The organism is Faecalicatena contorta (genome assembly GCF_022835095.1).
GTDB lineage: Bacteria > Bacillota > Clostridia > Lachnospirales > Lachnospiraceae > Faecalicatena > Faecalicatena contorta.
In genome coordinates this window covers 1,470,246-1,486,491 of sequence record NZ_BQNQ01000001.1, presented here as the reverse complement: position 1 = coordinate 1,486,491, position 16,246 = coordinate 1,470,246, and the positions used below count along the sequence as shown (strand labels likewise).

Here is a 16,246-nt window from a genome sequence, read left to right as displayed (position 1 = left end):
CTTACGGATACATTGTAAAAATAAACTAGTCAATCTCTGCCCATTCATAACCAAGATAAGTTGTAAATGCCTCTTTCAATACTTCTTTCATATGTCCTGCGCCTATGGATGTATGATGTTTAAATCCGCCTCTGGCCAGCTTAATCAGCTTGTTCTGCAGATCAGGAATTTCCGCTACCCCGCCGCACCCGAAAAATGCATCTTCTATCGGGTCGTCTGTAAATCTGGCCTCGCTTGCATATACGATAATTTTCCCATCCCTGGTCTGGCAATTGGAAAGCGTAGTATCAAACGCCCTGATCCGCCCCTCATTGCATCCCCATCCGGATCCCGGATCATTCTTTGCGAACATCTTATGCTCGGTGACCTTCCCCTTCCCGGTCATCAGAGACTGTGCAACCGGCCCGCAGTGGAACAGAATCACCTTATTCTCATCTTCACCATAATTATTATTCCAGTCCAGAACAGTCGCCGGCTGTTCGCTCGCCAGGCTCATAGCCCGCATCGTCAGCGCCGAACACATATCAATTTCACAGGATGCTGCAATTCCCCTGTCATTCAGTTCACTAAGCAATACGCACGGACATACCCGCATCTCCGTCTCCATCTCATTCCAACAGCGCAGCGCCAGTGCATCCAGATGATATTCTGCAATGTACTGGTCGATTACTGCCCCAATCTTTGCCAATGTCAGCATATTGCTTTCCGGTACAAGGGAAAAATCACTGTAATTTTTCAGGCGCTCTATTTTGGCAGTAACTGCCTCATCATCGTCCGCCATACTTCTTACCTTGAAAAACACCTCGGATAAGTCAAATGACTCCACATTGATCCCGTATTTCTGCATTGCAATCTCATCGAACCGCACCGTCTTGAATGCCGTGGTCCTTGCCCCAATACAGCCAAGGTTAAACCGTTTCATACCATTTACTACCCGGCAGACCGCCGCAAAATCCTGCAGATTCAGGGCAAATGCTTTCGACAGCGGATGAACTACATGGGGCTTCATCACCGTAAACGGCACGCCATACTGTGTAAAAACATCTGTTACGGAAAACTTACCGCAATAAGCATCCCTTCTGTGCCGGAAATCCATTTTTCCAATCTCATCCGGATATGCCTGCATCAGAATCGGCACTCCCGCGTCCTGCAATGCGGTAATGGCTCCGTTCTCGTCTGCAAAAATGGGCATTGAGAATATCACGCCATCATACATTCCTTCATGTTCTTTCAGCCATTTTGCGTATAAAAGGCCCTCTTCCCTTGTCTCAACCCCGCCATACCGGGTCAGCTCTGCATCCATAGCAATATAATCATATCCCGCATCCGTGACCGCTTTTATCATGTCTTCCCTTGCCTCATAAATCAGCTCGCCCGGCATAAATCCTCTGTTGCAGAAACACAGTGCAAATGTCATTTTTTTCATATTGTGAATCCTCCTTTGATTTTGTTCTAAAAAGTACGTTCTTCCAAACCCAAGGCGCTTTATCACTGTTAATTACACTATGCCGTACTAGTCTGGATTTGGATGTCATTTTTATCTGTTTATATCTCTATTTTATAAACTCCTGCTACCGGATGATATAGGTATTTGTTCTTTTTACTTTGATTTTGTTCGTTCTCGTGGTATTATGCAGATAAATATAAGTATAATTGCAGTCTTATAGTACGATCATAGTCACCCGAATTTCAACAGGAGGTTTATCATGATTTCCACCTTTAATCTGCAAAAATTGAATTCTCTGCTGCAGGACTTTTACACGCTTACCCATATCCGCATCACAGTATTTGATGAGACCTTTCGTGAACTAACCGCTTATCCGGAACAGATAGCCCCCTTCTGCCGGATTATCCGAACCGATGCCAGGGCCGCCGCAAATTGCAGGGAATGCGACCGCAATGCCTGTAAAACTGCCGTCGGAAGGCGCTCTGCATATACCTACCGGTGCCATGCCGGTTTAACAGAAAGCATCATGCCCCTGTATTTAGGAAACATCCTGATCGGCTACCTCTTCTTCGGGCACGTATTCTCTTATACAGCACATGAAGAAGGCTGGAAAAACATCCAGAAACTATGCGGGTCATATCATCTCGACTTTTCTGCGTTAAAAGCCGCATGTAATAAGCTTCCCATCATATCAGAGGACTTTATCATATCCGCCTCCCATATCTTACAGGCGGTTGCCTCATACCTCTGTCTGGAACGGATGGCCGTCATACGCCAAAAAGACCTGCCCGTACAGATCGATGAGTATATCGCGAACCACTATACCGAGGATCTGAATACGCAGATGCTCTGTGAACATTTTCAAATTGGGAAAACAACGCTTTATGAGATTGCAAAACAAAATTATGGGATTGGGATTGTAGATCATATCCGGTCCCTGCGTATTGAAAAAGCAAAGGAGCTTCTTGTTGAGAAGCCCAAAATGCCGATAAGTGAAATCGCCTTTGCTTGTGGGTTTCATGATTATAACTACTTTATCACAGTCTTCAAACGGGTGACGGGGATGCCGCCAAAACAATACCAAAAAAATCGGGATTTAGCGACGAGCTTTAGTTTCGGCGCGGATGGGGGCGCTCCATAAAGGGATAGCCGAAAACCTCCCGGAGGACATGGATGTTCTCCGGGAGGCTTTCAGCTATCCCTTCATGGAGCTGGCGCATCCAACCGGCAGGAAAAAGCTCGTTTCTAAGGAGAGGCCTCAAGCGGGGGCAGCGTATGGTATTGAATTGGCGGTACTTTTATGTCCTCAGTAGGTGTACATAAGCAATGGGATACGGTTTCAGTATCAAAATAATTCAATACACATCTTGAAGATGAAAAGATACGCATAGCCAATCCACATCCGCTGCCCCCGTTTGAGGCCCCATCTTAGTAACGGGTCCTAAACCTACCGGCCGGATGAACCAGCTTACCGTGAGCCGGGAGATGCTGCGGAAAGTGCCTGCCCTGTTGGAAATGCATGTTAGCGAGCCTGGCAGCAGTTAGAGGAAATCCGCAGAACCAGCCGGAAAAAAGCTGCTCCCGAAGCAGCTTTTTAGAACACCTGAGGCGCTTAATCATCAGATTAAGCGGTGAATGTGTTCGGTTCCGGCTGGTTCTGCGGATTTCCTCTTACTGCTGCTTGGCGCAGCGGGCTGTATTTCCAACAGGGCAGACACTTTCCGCAGCATCTCCCGGCTCACGTTAAGCGTCCCCCTCCATCCGCCCCGGGACTAAAGCTCGCCACTAAATCCCGATTTTCTCTTTTCATCTGCCGGATCATGGAGTATAATGCATCTAAATACTTTTTAGGAGGCCTCAATATGTGCAGACCGGAATATGATCTGACCTACGATGATTTGAACCCCACGTTTTTGTTTTTTTGTGAACTTAAGCGCACGGAGTCTGAAAACAATTACCACTGTCATGAACACATCGAATTGTCCATTGTGAAGAAAGGACATTGTACTTTTTACATAGACGGTAAGGAATATCCCGTAAAGCAGGGCGACCTAATCATCCTGAATCCGGGAGTCTACCACAAGAGCCTTTACACCTGCCCCGGCGACAGTGCAGTTGAGTATTATATTGCATTCTCGGATCTTCATCTGCGTGATCTGCCTCCCAACACATTTCCGCTCCCTGGGGGGAATGTGATTCTTCCCATGAAGGAAGTCATCCGGCAGGAGGTATTCCGCATTTGTGCATCCATGGGGAAGGAGTTCCAGGCTTACCGCCCGGGGCGCTATTTTATGCTGAAAGCCTACCTCATCCAGCTGATTCTTCTGCTTCTCCGGGAGCAGAAGGAAGCGGCTGAGGGGATCAGGAATACGAAAGGATGTATTTTTGAATCACCGAATAAAAAATACGTCGTCAATCAGATGATCCGCTATTTCAATGAGCATTATCAGGAAAAGATTTCCCTGGACCGGATTGCCCGCAATATGTATCTGAGTACGTTTTATCTTTCTAAAATATTCAAAAGCGAGACCGGCGACACGCCGATCAATTATCTGATTGAGCTAAGGATGGAAAAAGCCCGGGAGCTTCTCGAAGCAGCTCCCGGACTCAGTATCCAGAATGTGGCGGAAATGGTAGGGTATGACGATGCTTACCACTTCAGCAAATTATTTAAAAAACATTATGGGGAGCCGCCCACTAAGTATAAGCGGAGTTAGGAAGCCAAGCGGCCGTATCAGCAGCCGGCCAAAAAGCCGTTTTCCGCGATCATCACATCCATACAGTGTTTATGCGGTATCCCACTGCTGCTGCAGTCAAAAATCTCTTCCGAAAAGCTGCGCAAATGCCAGTCGTGGTATAACATTGCCAATTCCCCGGAGCGCCATAATGTCTCGGGGGACTCCTCGTCCGGCGGAAGTGAGAGAAACGGCTTGCTTACAAATACATTCAGCGCATGGATGCCTCCATTCGCAGTATGCTCCTTGTAGGACCGGATGGCTGCCTCTCGGATATCCTCCGTCAGATAGTGCAAAACACCTGAGGAAAAAACGATATCAAATTCGGAATTGGCTCTGAAATCCAGCACATCAGCCTGAAAGAAATTCACTTCCACACCGTATACAGCCGCCAGCTTCTTCGCCTTTTCAAGGCCCTGGTCTGCAAGATCAAATGCAGACACGTCGTATCCATTTCTTGCAAAGAAAACCGCATCCTTGCCCTCTCCGCAGCCAATATCCAAGACCCGCCACGGCTGCGTGGGAGGCTTTAGCCGCATGACCTCATAACACAATGGGGAGGGCTCCAGGCCCCAATAATAATCTTCCTGCAGATACTTCGCCTCATATTGGGTCAATTTTTCGCGGGACGGCGTATGGCCCATCAACGCGTCCATGCTGATATGGAAGATATCTGAAATCCGAACAAGCTGTTCCACATCGGGAAGAGATTGATTGTTTTCCCACTTGGATACTGCCTGATAAGAGATTCCCAGCCGCGTCGCCAGATCATCCTGTGTCAATCCGTTCTTCTTTCTGAACCATACCAGATTTTGTGCCAGATATGACATTACATTCACCACCTTTTCTTTCATTATACAAGGCAGTAAATTCAAAGGCAATCACCCATTCATTGAGATTCTGCGTAAATTCTACCAATGGTTGAGACCGGTGCCGGAAGCCAGGGCCGCTTCCTATTCCTCGTTCCCTTTCTCCCGATACAGCATAACTGCTTCATAAGGCCGGAGCACGGAAAGATTGCTCTGGGGATAGTTTGATAGGATGCTTCTGCAGTCCCCCGGTATTTCCATCGGTATTTCTACATTCCGGGGATAGTAGTTGCAGAACACATAAAGTTCGCTATGTGCATTGGCCCGCTTATAGGCCAGGATCTGTGGATGGTCTTCAAGAAGTGCTTCAAAGGTTCCGTCCGCTATGACCGGATAGGTTTTTCTAAGTTCAATGAGTTTTTTATAATATTGGAAGATAGAATCTTCCTGGTTCCGGTCCAGTGTATTGATCTCTTTATAATTCTGGATTACGGATATCCACGGGGTTCCATCGGTAAACCCTGCATGTTCTGTGTCATCCCACTGCATCGGGGTGCGGGAGTTGTCTCTGGATTTTTTGCCCAGAATCTCGTAGATCTCCTGTTCGTTCTTGCCCTCCTGCTTCAGGATGTTGAAGTAATTCAGCGATTCTATATCCCGATACTGGCCGATCTCTGTATATCCAGCATTGGTCATCCCGATCTCTTCTCCCTGGTAGATATAGGGTGTCCCCCGCAGTCCGTGTATGGTTGTGGCAAGCATTTTTGCAGATTCCAGGCGGTATTCTTTGTCATCCCCAATACGGGATACGATTCTGGGCTGATCGTGATTGCACCAGAACAGCGCATTCCATCCTCCGCCTTTTTCCATCTCCCTCTGCCAGGTAAAAAGATTTTTCTTCAGATCGTGGAATCTAAAAGGCTCCACTGCCCATTTATTTCCGGACGGGTAATCCACTTTCAGATGGTGGAAACTGAAAATCATGGACAACTCCTCTGATTCCGGGTTGGAATAACGGATGCTGTTTTCCAGGGTTGTAGACGACATCTCCCCAACCGTAACGATGTCGCCGCATCTGCCGAATGTCTCCCGGTTCAGCTCATGAAGATAATCATGGATCTTTGCGCCGTCCGTGTAAAATGTATGCCCATCCCCAATCAGGTCGTCCTCGTATACCTCTGGTTTGGAAATCAGGTTGATCACGTCAAAACGGAAACCTTTTACCCCTTTATCCATCCAAAAGCGTATGATATCATAACATTCCTTTCGCACATTTGGGTTTTCCCAGTTTAAATCCGCCTGTGTCACATGGAAGAGATGCAGGTAATACTCGTCTGTCGCGGGCAGATAGCTCCATGCGTTCCCCCCGAACTTGGACACCCAGTTTGTCGGGGGCAGTCCGTTTTTCCCTTTTCTGATGATGAAGAAATCACGGTAATATGGATCTCCTTCCAGCGCTTTTTGGAACCATTCGTGGCGGGTGGAGCAGTGGTTGAACACCATGTCCATCATCAGATACATATTCCTCTTTCCCGCCTCGGCTACCAGGGTTTCAAATTCTTTCATCGTGCCGTAACGGGGATCAATCCTGCGGTAATCCGCTATGTCGTACCCGTTATCATACTGGGGGGATACAAAAAAGGGCGTAATCCAAAGGTAGTCTGCTCCCAGCTCTGCCAGGTAATCCAGCCGGCTGATGATCCCTGCCAGATCTCCAAGGCCATCCCCATTGGAATCCTGGAATGACTTTGGATAAATCTGATAAACGACTTTATTTCCTAAATTCATATATCTTCTCCTTCTCATAGTCTCCTGATCATAATGATTATCGATTCATAATCTTCCTTTTAATTCATGTTCTTTTCTGTCCATTGATGTACTTCCTATTTATTTCCGTAATCTTTCAGTTTGGTCTTAGACAGAAGAACGGTAAAAAGAAATGCCAGAACAATGTCAATCACAATACATACGATATAGATCAGCATCTTATCTCCGCGCATTGATAAAAATGCAGGGATACCCCCGACTCCGACGCTGTTTGCAATCACCCCAAATACCCGGGATATAATCCCCATGACGCCGCTTGCCAGCATAGCTCCGATAAAGGGATATAAATATTTCAGATTTACACCGAACATTGCCGGTTCCGTAACTCCCAGGAACCCTGATACAAATGAGGGGATCCCCACTTCTTTGACCCTTGCGTCTTTTTTATGAAGAAATACAAAAGCCATTACTGCGGAGGCCTGTGCAATGTTGCTTAAAGCTACAACCGGGAATGTATAGATTCCGCCCATGGCTGCAACAGTCTGAAGATCAATCGGCAGCATAGAGTGGTGCAGCCCGGTGATCACCAGCAATGGATACAGGAGTCCGTAAATTCCGCTGAAGAGCCAGCTGAATGAGGAGCTGAATCCTGCCATGATAATGCTTGCAAGGCCGTCGCCAATCATCCTTCCGAATGGGCCGATTACGGTATGTGCCAAAAGCACCGCCGGTACAAGGGAACAGAATGGCACGACAATCATAGAAATCATTTCCGGCACACGTTTTTTCAGGAACCGGTAGAACACCGCGAAAACCAGGCCGACTAAGATGGCCGGTATGACCTGGGACTGATATCCTACCATGTTGATATGGAATGCGCCGAAGTCCCATGTTTTCACCGCTTCGCCTGCTTCCACAGCAGCGATGTAATCGCTTGCCGACATCAGCTGCGGGGAGACGAGTGTGATACCAAGCACGATCCCCAGCATCTGGTCCACATTCATCTTCTTACATACGGACCATGTGATACCCACCGGCAGGAATACGAATATGGCCTCGCCGATCAGCCACAGGAAATTGTAGATTCCCGCCCACATCTGGTACACTTCGGTAATGGATTTTGTCCCGTCCTCCAGAAGCTTGATATCACCGATGATATTTCGAAATCCCAGGATCAGACCGCCGACAATGATGGCCGGAATGATCGGCGCAAATATCTCCGCAAGGTTCGCAACGCCCCTCTGCAGAAGGTTCATCTTGCCTTTGGCCGCCGCTTTTACTTCCTGTTTATCCACGCCGTCCATTCTGCTGATCCTGGAAAACTCATCAAAGAAAACGGATACTTTGTTACCGATAATTACCTGGAACTGGCCTCCCTGTGTAAAGCTTCCCTTTACAGAAGGCAATTCCTCGATCTTTTTTACATCTGCCTTTTTCTCATCTGCGAGAACAAAGCGCATTCTGGTGGCACAGTGGGTGAAAGAGACCACATTCTCTTTCCCTCCGATCAATTCTAACAGCTTTTCAGCGTCTTTTGAAAACTCAGCCATTCTCCCTATTCCTCCTAATTTTGAAGTGAATCTCCTTTATCAACTTATACGTATATGTTAATTTTAAGCTATCATATACGTATTTGTTAGTCAAGCATTTTAGGAAATAAAAATGGTGCCGCACTCATTTTCGGCACCATTCATAAATTTCTATTCTTTTCTTTGTGCAAATCCTACAAAGCGGAAGTGGTCCGGTCTGTGTCTCGATTCCGTAAACTGGAACAAACAATGATCCCGCATGTACGTATAGCTTTTCACTACCACCACCAGGTTATATTCTCCCAGATCCAGATACTTTTTATCCTCATCATTTGCTGTCTCTACGGATATTTCTTTGGAGGCATAGCCAATCCGAATTCCCAGTTCTTTTTCCAGGTATGCATAGACAGAATCCCTGCAGGCCCTGAGAGGAAGGTTCGTCACCACGCTTCTTTTGAAATAATCATGGTCGATAATCACCCGCTCGCCTTCGATCTTCCGGATGCGCAGCAGCTCATAGATTTCTTTTTCCCTGTCATCTCCAAAAACTGCCATGATCTGCTTCTTATCCGTCAGAATCTCCAGGTTCTCCACCTCCGTCTCCGTCCGCCGTCCCAGATTTTCATTCAGTTCCTTAAAGCTGGCAATCTCCGCGAACGGGAACTTGTAGTCCTTTTTCTCAACAACAACCGCTGCCTTTCCTCTGGACTTCTGGATATACCCCTGGTTTTCCAGCATCCCCAGCGCTTTGCGCACCGTGTCCCTGGATACCATGTATTCCTGCATCAGCTCCCCTTCCGGGGGAATCAGCTGGCCTACGCCATATTCACCAAGCTCAATCTGCTTTTTTAATGCACTGTAGACTTTTACGTATTTGCTTGCCATAAAGCAACATCCCAACTTTCCTATATGTTTATACTTATAAGTATAACTATTTTTTAAAAAAGGACAAGTAGGAATTTTTATAGAATGCGCCTCTAAATGATAACATATACCATTCGCCATTTAAAATAAGCCAATCACGCCCTGCCCTTTCTACAAACCGCTGCTATACGCTCCCGCCATACGATTCAATATGCTTCCCAGCTTACAAAGCGTCCCCTAGCAGACGACCACTACTACCGTTTGGACGCACCCCCACCCGTCCCTAAAAAGCTAACCACTACCGTCTGATTCTGCTCCCCAGACATCCCCGTATGAAAGGTAACGTCTGGAAACTCATCCGTGTTTGTCAATACAAGAACGCAAGTCCTCTCAAACCCTCTCTCCAATATGAGGTCAGCATCAAACTTCAGCAGTCTGTCCCCGGCCTTTACCTTATCACCCGCTTTCACGAATAGTTCGAATCCCTCTCCATTCATTTCTACGGTATCAAGCCCCTCATGAATCAAAATCTCGGCCCCGTTATTGAGTGTCATTCCCACTGCGTGGCGGGTATCTTCCATGATAACCGATATGACGCCGTCACCAGGGGCTGTTATGATATTGCCCTCTGGTTCTATCGCAATGCCGTCCCCAAGCGCCCTGGATGAAAATACCTGGTCTTTTACTTCTGTGATCGGAATGACTCTGCCGGATATACATGCTTTCAGCTCTTTTACGGTTTCCTCCTGGTTCTTTTTCTTTAAAAATGATAACATAGCCCTACACTCCTTTCTTTTCATCTTCCAGACACTGCCCGTTTGTTTCAATTACGTTTTTGTACCAGTAAAATGATTTTTTCTTATATCTGTTCAGCGTACCGCTGCCGTCGTCATTTCTGTCCACGTAGATAAATCCATATCTCTTCTTCAGCTGTGCCGTACTTGCACTGACCAGATCGATGCAGCCCCAGGTAGTGTATCCCAGCAAATCTACGCCGTCTTCTATGGCTTTCGCCATTTCCCGGATATGGGCGTCCAGATACTGGATTCGGTAATCATCCTCCACAGTCAGTACACCGCCCTCATCTGCCTTGAGCTCATCCACGGCTCCAAGGCCATTTTCTACAATAAACAAAGGCTTCTGGTATCGGTCATACAACTGATTCAGATAGTAGCGCAGCCCCTGCGCATCGATAGGCCATCCCCACTCGCTGACCGGCAGGCAGGGATTGGTCACGCCTCCCATGATATTGCCTTCCCCCGTTTTGGCTTTTGGGTCTGCAGATTCACATGTGCTTCCGTAATAACTAAAAGATATGAAGTCCACCGTATTTTTCAGAATTTCCTCGTCTCCGGGAAGCATCTGTATCTTCACGTTATTTTCCGCAAAAAAGCTGTCCATATACCGGGGGTAATATCCCCTTACCTGTACATCAGCAAAATAATAATTCTCCTGATCGCGCTTCATCGCCTTAATAACATCGGACGGATCCGGCGTCAGCGGATATGTGGGGTTTCCCAGAATCATGCAGCCCACCATGGCCCCCGGCATCATCTCATGTGCGAGGCTGACCGCCCGTGCACTTGCTACCAGTTCATGATGGATTGCCTGGTACAGATCCTGCTGGGAGAGAGACTCCTTCGGCGTCATGATTGCTCCGCTCATAAAAGGGGCATGAAGGACGGAATTGATCTCATTAAACGTCAGCCAATACTTCACTTTCCCTCTATAGCGCTTAAAAATAGTCCTCACATAATTTTCATAGAAACCAATCAGTTTCCTATTGGTCCATCCATTGTACTCTTTAGCGAGATGCAGGGGCGTTTCGTAGTGAGAAATTGTCACCAAAGGCTCTATTCCATATTTATGGCATTCATCAAATAAATCATCGTAAAACTGAAGTCCCTTCTCATTCGGCTCTCTGTCGTCCCCATGCGGGTAAATCCTGGACCATGCTATGGAAGTCCGGAACACTTTAAACCCCATCTCTGCAAACAGCCTGATGTCTTCCTTATAGCGGTGATAAAAATCAATGCCCGTCAGTTTCATATTATCTTTGGTAGGTGTTTCAGTGGGCGCCCCCATAATCCCTCTCGGAGTCACGTCCTGTATGGAAAGTCCTTTTCCGTCCTCCAGATAAGCGCCTTCACATTGATTGGCCGCCACCGCACCTCCCCACAAAAATGTTTCCGGAAATATCTGTTTCATCTTTCTATATCCTCCTGATAAAAATACCATTTCACTCGCTGCAGCTCCGGTTTTTCCAACATCAGCATGCAGTACCTCTCGTCTCCGTTCAGTATGCGGCCTCTTCGGAACTCACCATCTCTAAACTGCCCTTCGCTGTATTCCAATATGCCTGCCTCTCTCATCTCGTTTTTAGGCGGAAGCAGTGAATATCTAAAATTCACGCCTGCGGCATAGAACTCCCTGTCCCCGCTTTCTATAATCAGCCCTGCCGACTTCGGCGTATCCGGCTTCTGGTCTATATAGCCGATCTGCACATCGCAGGATGAAAGGTGTATGACCGTTCCCTTATCATGTTCATTTTCCCGCAGAAATCCATGCACTTTCCCCATTTTCTGATATCGGTATATCACATCCATGGAGGAAGCCAGCAGTTGATATGCCAAGCCCAGAAAAACACCTGTCTTTTCGCACTCCCATGCGCTCTTATCGATATTTAGGATTTTCATAACCTCCGGATTGCCGATCCCTGTCCGTGTCTCCGGCGGCATCAGAAAATCCTCGATGCCAAAGGGTGAAAAGCACAGAGCCTGGCACGCACCTGCTGCATAAAACAAATGGCTGATATTCCTGATATCGCGTCTGTGCTCCGGAATCAGAAGCGGATTCCCCGCCGTCTTATATTCCCTGCAGATCCCTTTGAAATCTGAGGTATACACATCCGGGCATACTGCATCTATATCAGGTGCAAATCTTTTCCAGAGCGGAAGGAAGCGGGCGATTGGGCCGCCGCTTGGATATCCGCCCGGACGCCATGGAAATTTTTCAATCCATGCATTCACGCACATCGGAAGCGGGTACGCCTCTTTTCCGGCTTTGGCAATCCACCCTACGGCACGGGCGTAGGCATATTCCATGAAAACTTCGGCAGCCTCTTCTCCAAACGCCTGCTCCCAGGAACCGCTTCTCTCATACATCCCCGAAACCTCCCCGGGAATTTCTTTCGCAAATAGCGCATTTGCTTCCGGGGAATAGTCTCTGTCGCTGCCCAGCAGCCCCACTTCGTTTTCTACCTGTACCAAAATGACGTTCTGCGTCTCTTTATTTTTCTCACCAATGTGTTCCATCAATCTGCCAAATGCCTTTGCGTCCGCTTCTACAGCCGCCTTGCAGAACGCGGAAATGACATCCATGGGCCGGTTATATCTGTCTTCTGACCGAAAGAAGCGTCCCGGATCCTTCTTCACCCACTCCGGGGCATAGCTGGAGATTCCGTTTTTCCACAGGCCTAACCAAAGTATTCCAAGTTTGACGCCTTCCCTTTCTGCCTGTTCAATAATAGCATCTAATACATTAAAATCAAAATCCCCCTCCTTAGCCTCTATCATTTCCCAGTAAACCGGAACCAGAAGGCTGTTTATATGAAGCCCTTTCAGAAAAGGCCATACCTGCTCTTCCATATATCCGGCATCGGACGCCGACGAGTTATGCACTTCCCCACATAACATGGTAAATGGTTTCCCATCCACAAGCAGCGTCCATATACCGTCAATTTTTCTTATTTCAGAAATATTCTTCATATTATGAGAACCTGAAATCCAGCATGTCCATGGAGCCTGCGTCTGGTTCAAACCAGAAATAGACTGCATGAATGCCGTCGGAAATAACTGCGGGCGCAGTGCAGGACTGCCATTCTTCGGAAGTGTTTCCCACATGTATCACGGCTGACGGGCTGTTCTTTTCATCATCCAGGCAGACATGAATCCGACCGGATGCGCCTTTGATTGTGACCTTGATCTCTGATACGCCTGAAAATTCCAGGTATTTTACCCCACAGGCCGCATTTTTCTGAAGATTCTTCAGATATAATATCCGCTGCTCCCTGTCCTTCGCTTTTGTTTCCCACAGATAAGGAACTGTCTCGTCATAAGGAGGTTTAGACGGTATGTGGCAGGCAGGTTTGGGACCGTGCAGATTGCAGATAATGTATGCCGGATATTGTGCTTTTGCAGACAGCGGGCCGCGATTCAGCCCGCAGCTCGTGATCTCCGTTTGCGGGATACTGCCATCTTCCATGATCCGTATTTTTTCCGCACACCCCTGACGGCTGAAATGTGTTCCGTGGGTATGGCGGTGATAAAAAATGTAGTACTGCCCCATAACTTCCACGATTCCGCCGTGATTATTTGCATCATAGGCCCTCTGCCCCTCTCCCAGGCCGATATCACCGTTCGATACAATTACTCCGCCGTAGACAAACGGCCCCTCCGGGGAATCGGATACTGCGTAACACAACTCATGTCCTTGCAGGCTGGAGTAAACAAAATAGTATTTCCCGCCAATACGCCGGATACTGGAAGCCTCAAAAAACGGATGCTCTTCGAAACTGGTTCCTTTCGCAGAAGAATAGCCATTGGCAATCAGAACCGGCTTTGAAACCGCTGTTTTCATGTCCCTGTCAAGCTTCACCATGTATGCACCCGGCATAATCTTTTTGTTCATGACCTCAAACTGTCTCTTAGTTTTATCATCTGCTTTATGTGAAAAACCATAATAAAGATAGATACCGTCTTCTTCTGCTAGAATCCCCGGGTCAAATGCCAGCCCCTCCAGACCACTGCCGTCTTCATATGCTACTCTTCCGTAATATTCAAAGGGGCCGGCCGGCGAACTGCTGACCGCCACCCCTATGTATTCCACATCCGAAAGCCCGTAATACAGATAATACCGTCCATCAGGCCCCTGCGCGGCATCCGGCGCAAACATCAGCTTCTTACCGTCCGGGTTCTCTTTGTCCTGATTTTTCCGATAGATCACGCCTTCGTATTTCCAGTCTCCCAGATCATCCAGCGGCGCGCTCCAGCCTACGTAGTCCTCCTCACAATAGGTGGTTCCATGTGAACGGTCATGGGATCCATATACATAGAGCCTGCCTTCAAATACATGTGGCTCCCCGTCCGGTACAAATTCCCAGGACGGCAGATACGGGTTAACTGCCGGTTTCTTCATTATTTACTCCTCCTCTTTTACCATAGAATCATTGAATCCAAACAAATAGGTCAGTACCGCACTTCCAAAAAATCCGATTGCAGAAGCAATGATAACCGATACACCGCCCAAACCAATCAACGCCGGCAGGGTTAAGATACAGGTTGTCATAACAGATGGGAACATGACTCCCGACATTCCAACAAAGATACCGCCCACGCCGGTACACAGGCATGCGATAAAAAACGGACGTTTATATTTCAGGTTCAGTCCATAAATAGCCGGTTCGGTAATACCACCAACCAATGCCGACACGGCTGCCGGCAGAGCGGCGCTTTTCACGGAAGTCTTCTTGGTCTTGAGCCAGATCCCCAGTGCTGCGCCGGCCATTGCAAAATTAGTTCCGGCCGTACAAGGGAGAAGCATATCCCCTCCATACACGGTGATATTATTCATTACAACCGGTACAAGCCCCCAGTGAAATCCAAAAATTATCAGGATTGGCCATAGAACGCCAAGCGCAAAACCAGCCACTGCCGGAACCGTCTCTACCAGCCACCCAAGTCCGTTCCCGATTCCTGAACCGATCACATCCGTAACAGGCCCAATTACAATCAAGGAAACAGGTACGATAATCAGCAATGTTAAAACCGGCACAAAGATGGAACGTATCATTTTGGGGAAAATCTTATTCAAAACCTTTTCCAGCTTACTCTGCGCATATACCGCTACGATAATCGGCAGTACAGATGAAGTGTAGCTGATCAGTACGACCGGAATCCCCAGAAACTGTGTCTCTGCGCCGCTGCTATACAGTGCCGTCAGATCCGGATATACCATAGCCGCTGCAATTGCAACCGCTGCAAAACGCTCTGCATCGAATTTTTTCGCCGCCGTAAATGCCAGGAAAATCGGCATAAAATAGAAAAATCCGTCCCCGATTGCATATAAAATCGTATACGTTGTGTTATCGGGTGAAAGCCATCCGAATGTGGAGCACATAATAGCCACTGCCTTCAACAGCGACGCGCCCATCATAGCGCCCATCAACGGAAGGAAGATTCCCGCCACAGTATCTATAAATATATTCACAATATTCTTCGGTGACAGCCTCTCCTTCCAGCCCTTCTTAACATCTTCCGGCTCCACCGCATCAATTTTTCCGCCATAGGAAACACCGGTCACTTTCTCAATGGCCGCCATCACTTCATCCACATGCGTGCCGATCACGACCTGATACTGCTCACCAGAGATCATTAACTTAATGACTCCCTCCGTCTGCTGCAGTTTCTCTGTATCCACTTTCTCCGTATCCTGCAGCTGAAACCGCAACCTTGTCATGCAGTGGATCAATGACTTAATATTTTCTTTTCCGCCGACGCATTGAACAATCTGTTCCGCCAGCCTGCTGTAATCCTTTGCCATAATTCTCTTCCTCTCTTTCTTCCTGATAAATTGTTTAAACTTATCTCTTGTGTTTCCTTAGAACATCACATGTCCGAAGTGAAATCTATCCGTCCCTGCAGGAGACCTTAAAACACCGTAACAGCGGTATTTCCCAAGTTTACAGATGCCCGGAAGCATCAGCTGCAGGTCATATAAAATGACCTGATGATAACAATGTGGCCAAGCCCGTTTCAACTCCCCATCCCCTCACTCATAAGGGGCTTGCACATTTTGGCGCCGCCGCGATACTGCCTTGCTGCTATATACCTTATCGAGGCGTGTGCATCCCCCAGAGGGTTTTATATAATAGGAAAATGCTAAGCACGTTTCTATTATATATAAAAATGACCCAGAAAACCTAGCGGCAGTTTAAATCGCCCCCCTTGGTTATCCGGATCATGCTGAACTAAATCATAACATTCCTGTTTCACTATCTACTTATACTTCCAGCGGCCCCTCATGTCATCTGCCGCC

General features: G+C 47.5%; 12 protein-coding genes. 2 read left to right on the top strand and 10 right to left on the bottom strand.

Features of this window, described 5'->3' with window-relative positions; all coding sequences use genetic code 11:
* Nucleotides 1–25 precede the first annotated feature (25 nt).
* Nucleotides 26–1,426 (bottom strand): L-fucose/L-arabinose isomerase family protein, encoded by a 1,401-nt coding sequence (locus MWG26_RS06585; RefSeq protein WP_025655242.1) that lies wholly within the window; start codon nucleotides 1,424–1,426, stop codon nucleotides 26–28.
* 280 nt (nucleotides 1,427–1,706) lie between these two features.
* On the opposite strand from MWG26_RS06585, the gene MWG26_RS06580 reads away from it, so the two are divergent.
* Nucleotides 1,707–2,588 (top strand): PocR ligand-binding domain-containing protein, encoded by an 882-nt coding sequence (locus MWG26_RS06580; RefSeq protein WP_025655241.1) that lies wholly within the window; start codon nucleotides 1,707–1,709, stop codon nucleotides 2,586–2,588.
* A 721-nt stretch (nucleotides 2,589–3,309) separates the two neighbouring features.
* The gene (locus MWG26_RS06575) at nucleotides 3,310–4,164 is read left to right on the top strand and encodes a helix-turn-helix domain-containing protein (RefSeq protein WP_025655240.1); all 855 of its coding nucleotides are present in this window, start codon (nucleotides 3,310–3,312) and stop codon (nucleotides 4,162–4,164) included.
* Between the two features lie 17 nt (nucleotides 4,165–4,181).
* On the opposite strand, the gene MWG26_RS06570 is transcribed toward MWG26_RS06575, so the two are convergent.
* The 9 genes from MWG26_RS06570 to MWG26_RS06530 all read right to left on the bottom strand — a co-directional run bounded on the left by MWG26_RS06570 (nucleotide 4,182) and on the right by MWG26_RS06530 (nucleotide 15,751).
* Nucleotides 4,182–5,036, bottom strand: coding sequence for a methyltransferase domain-containing protein (locus MWG26_RS06570; protein ID WP_244062708.1), 855 nt, complete (start codon nucleotides 5,034–5,036; stop codon nucleotides 4,182–4,184).
* A gap of 99 nt (nucleotides 5,037–5,135) precedes the next feature.
* Entirely contained in the window at nucleotides 5,136–6,779 is a 1,644-nt protein-coding gene (gene treC, locus MWG26_RS06565) for an alpha,alpha-phosphotrehalase (RefSeq protein WP_025655239.1), read from the bottom strand.
* Between the two features lie 95 nt (nucleotides 6,780–6,874).
* Nucleotides 6,875–8,308: a PTS system trehalose-specific EIIBC component gene (gene treP / locus MWG26_RS06560; RefSeq protein WP_025655238.1), complete on the bottom strand. Its 1,434-nt coding sequence runs from the start codon at nucleotides 8,306–8,308 to the stop codon at nucleotides 6,875–6,877.
* A 150-nt stretch (nucleotides 8,309–8,458) separates the two neighbouring features.
* The gene (gene treR, locus MWG26_RS06555) at nucleotides 8,459–9,172 is read right to left on the bottom strand and encodes a trehalose operon repressor (RefSeq protein ID WP_025655237.1); all 714 of its coding nucleotides are present in this window, start codon (nucleotides 9,170–9,172) and stop codon (nucleotides 8,459–8,461) included.
* Between the two features lie 233 nt (nucleotides 9,173–9,405).
* Nucleotides 9,406–9,927 carry a PTS sugar transporter subunit IIA gene (locus MWG26_RS06550; RefSeq protein WP_025655236.1) on the bottom strand — a complete coding sequence of 174 codons (522 nt, stop codon included), beginning with the start codon at nucleotides 9,925–9,927 and terminating at the stop codon, nucleotides 9,406–9,408.
* A gap of 4 nt (nucleotides 9,928–9,931) precedes the next feature.
* Entirely contained in the window at nucleotides 9,932–11,359 is a 1,428-nt protein-coding gene (gene ascB / locus MWG26_RS06545) for a 6-phospho-beta-glucosidase (RefSeq protein ID WP_025655235.1), read from the bottom strand.
* Nucleotides 11,356–12,918: a DUF5597 domain-containing protein gene (locus tag MWG26_RS06540; RefSeq protein ID WP_025655234.1), complete on the bottom strand. Its 1,563-nt coding sequence runs from the start codon at nucleotides 12,916–12,918 to the stop codon at nucleotides 11,356–11,358. Before MWG26_RS06540 ends, ascB begins: the two co-directional genes overlap by 4 nt.
* A gap of 1 nt (nucleotide 12,919) precedes the next feature.
* Nucleotides 12,920–14,347: a family 43 glycosylhydrolase gene (locus tag MWG26_RS06535; RefSeq protein WP_025655233.1), complete on the bottom strand. Its 1,428-nt coding sequence runs from the start codon at nucleotides 14,345–14,347 to the stop codon at nucleotides 12,920–12,922.
* 3 nt (nucleotides 14,348–14,350) lie between these two features.
* Nucleotides 14,351–15,751 (bottom strand): PTS transporter subunit EIIC, encoded by a 1,401-nt coding sequence (locus MWG26_RS06530; RefSeq protein WP_025655232.1) that lies wholly within the window; start codon nucleotides 15,749–15,751, stop codon nucleotides 14,351–14,353.
* Between the last annotated feature and the right edge of the window lie 495 nt (nucleotides 15,752–16,246).

Excerpts from the sequence above, each read along its gene's own strand:
- MWG26_RS06585 (WP_025655242.1), bottom strand. The coding sequence starts at position 1,426 with ATGAAAAAAATGACATTTGCACTGTGTTTCTGCAACAGAGGATTTATG.
- MWG26_RS06580 (WP_025655241.1), top strand. The coding sequence starts at position 1,707 with ATGATTTCCACCTTTAATCTGCAAAAATTGAATTCTCTGCTGCAGGAC.
- MWG26_RS06575 (WP_025655240.1), top strand. The coding sequence starts at position 3,310 with ATGTGCAGACCGGAATATGATCTGACCTACGATGATTTGAACCCCACG.
- MWG26_RS06570 (WP_244062708.1), bottom strand. The coding sequence starts at position 5,036 with ATGAAAGAAAAGGTGGTGAATGTAATGTCATATCTGGCACAAAATCTG.
- treC (WP_025655239.1), bottom strand. The coding sequence starts at position 6,779 with ATGAATTTAGGAAATAAAGTCGTTTATCAGATTTATCCAAAGTCATTC.
- treP (WP_025655238.1), bottom strand. The coding sequence starts at position 8,308 with ATGGCTGAGTTTTCAAAAGACGCTGAAAAGCTGTTAGAATTGATCGGA.
- treR (WP_025655237.1), bottom strand. The coding sequence starts at position 9,172 with ATGGCAAGCAAATACGTAAAAGTCTACAGTGCATTAAAAAAGCAGATT.
- MWG26_RS06550 (WP_025655236.1), bottom strand. The coding sequence starts at position 9,927 with ATGTTATCATTTTTAAAGAAAAAGAACCAGGAGGAAACCGTAAAAGAG.
- ascB (WP_025655235.1), bottom strand. The coding sequence starts at position 11,359 with ATGAAACAGATATTTCCGGAAACATTTTTGTGGGGAGGTGCGGTGGCG.
- MWG26_RS06540 (WP_025655234.1), bottom strand. The coding sequence starts at position 12,918 with ATGAAGAATATTTCTGAAATAAGAAAAATTGACGGTATATGGACGCTG.
- MWG26_RS06535 (WP_025655233.1), bottom strand. The coding sequence starts at position 14,347 with ATGAAGAAACCGGCAGTTAACCCGTATCTGCCGTCCTGGGAATTTGTA.
- MWG26_RS06530 (WP_025655232.1), bottom strand. The coding sequence starts at position 15,751 with ATGGCAAAGGATTACAGCAGGCTGGCGGAACAGATTGTTCAATGCGTC.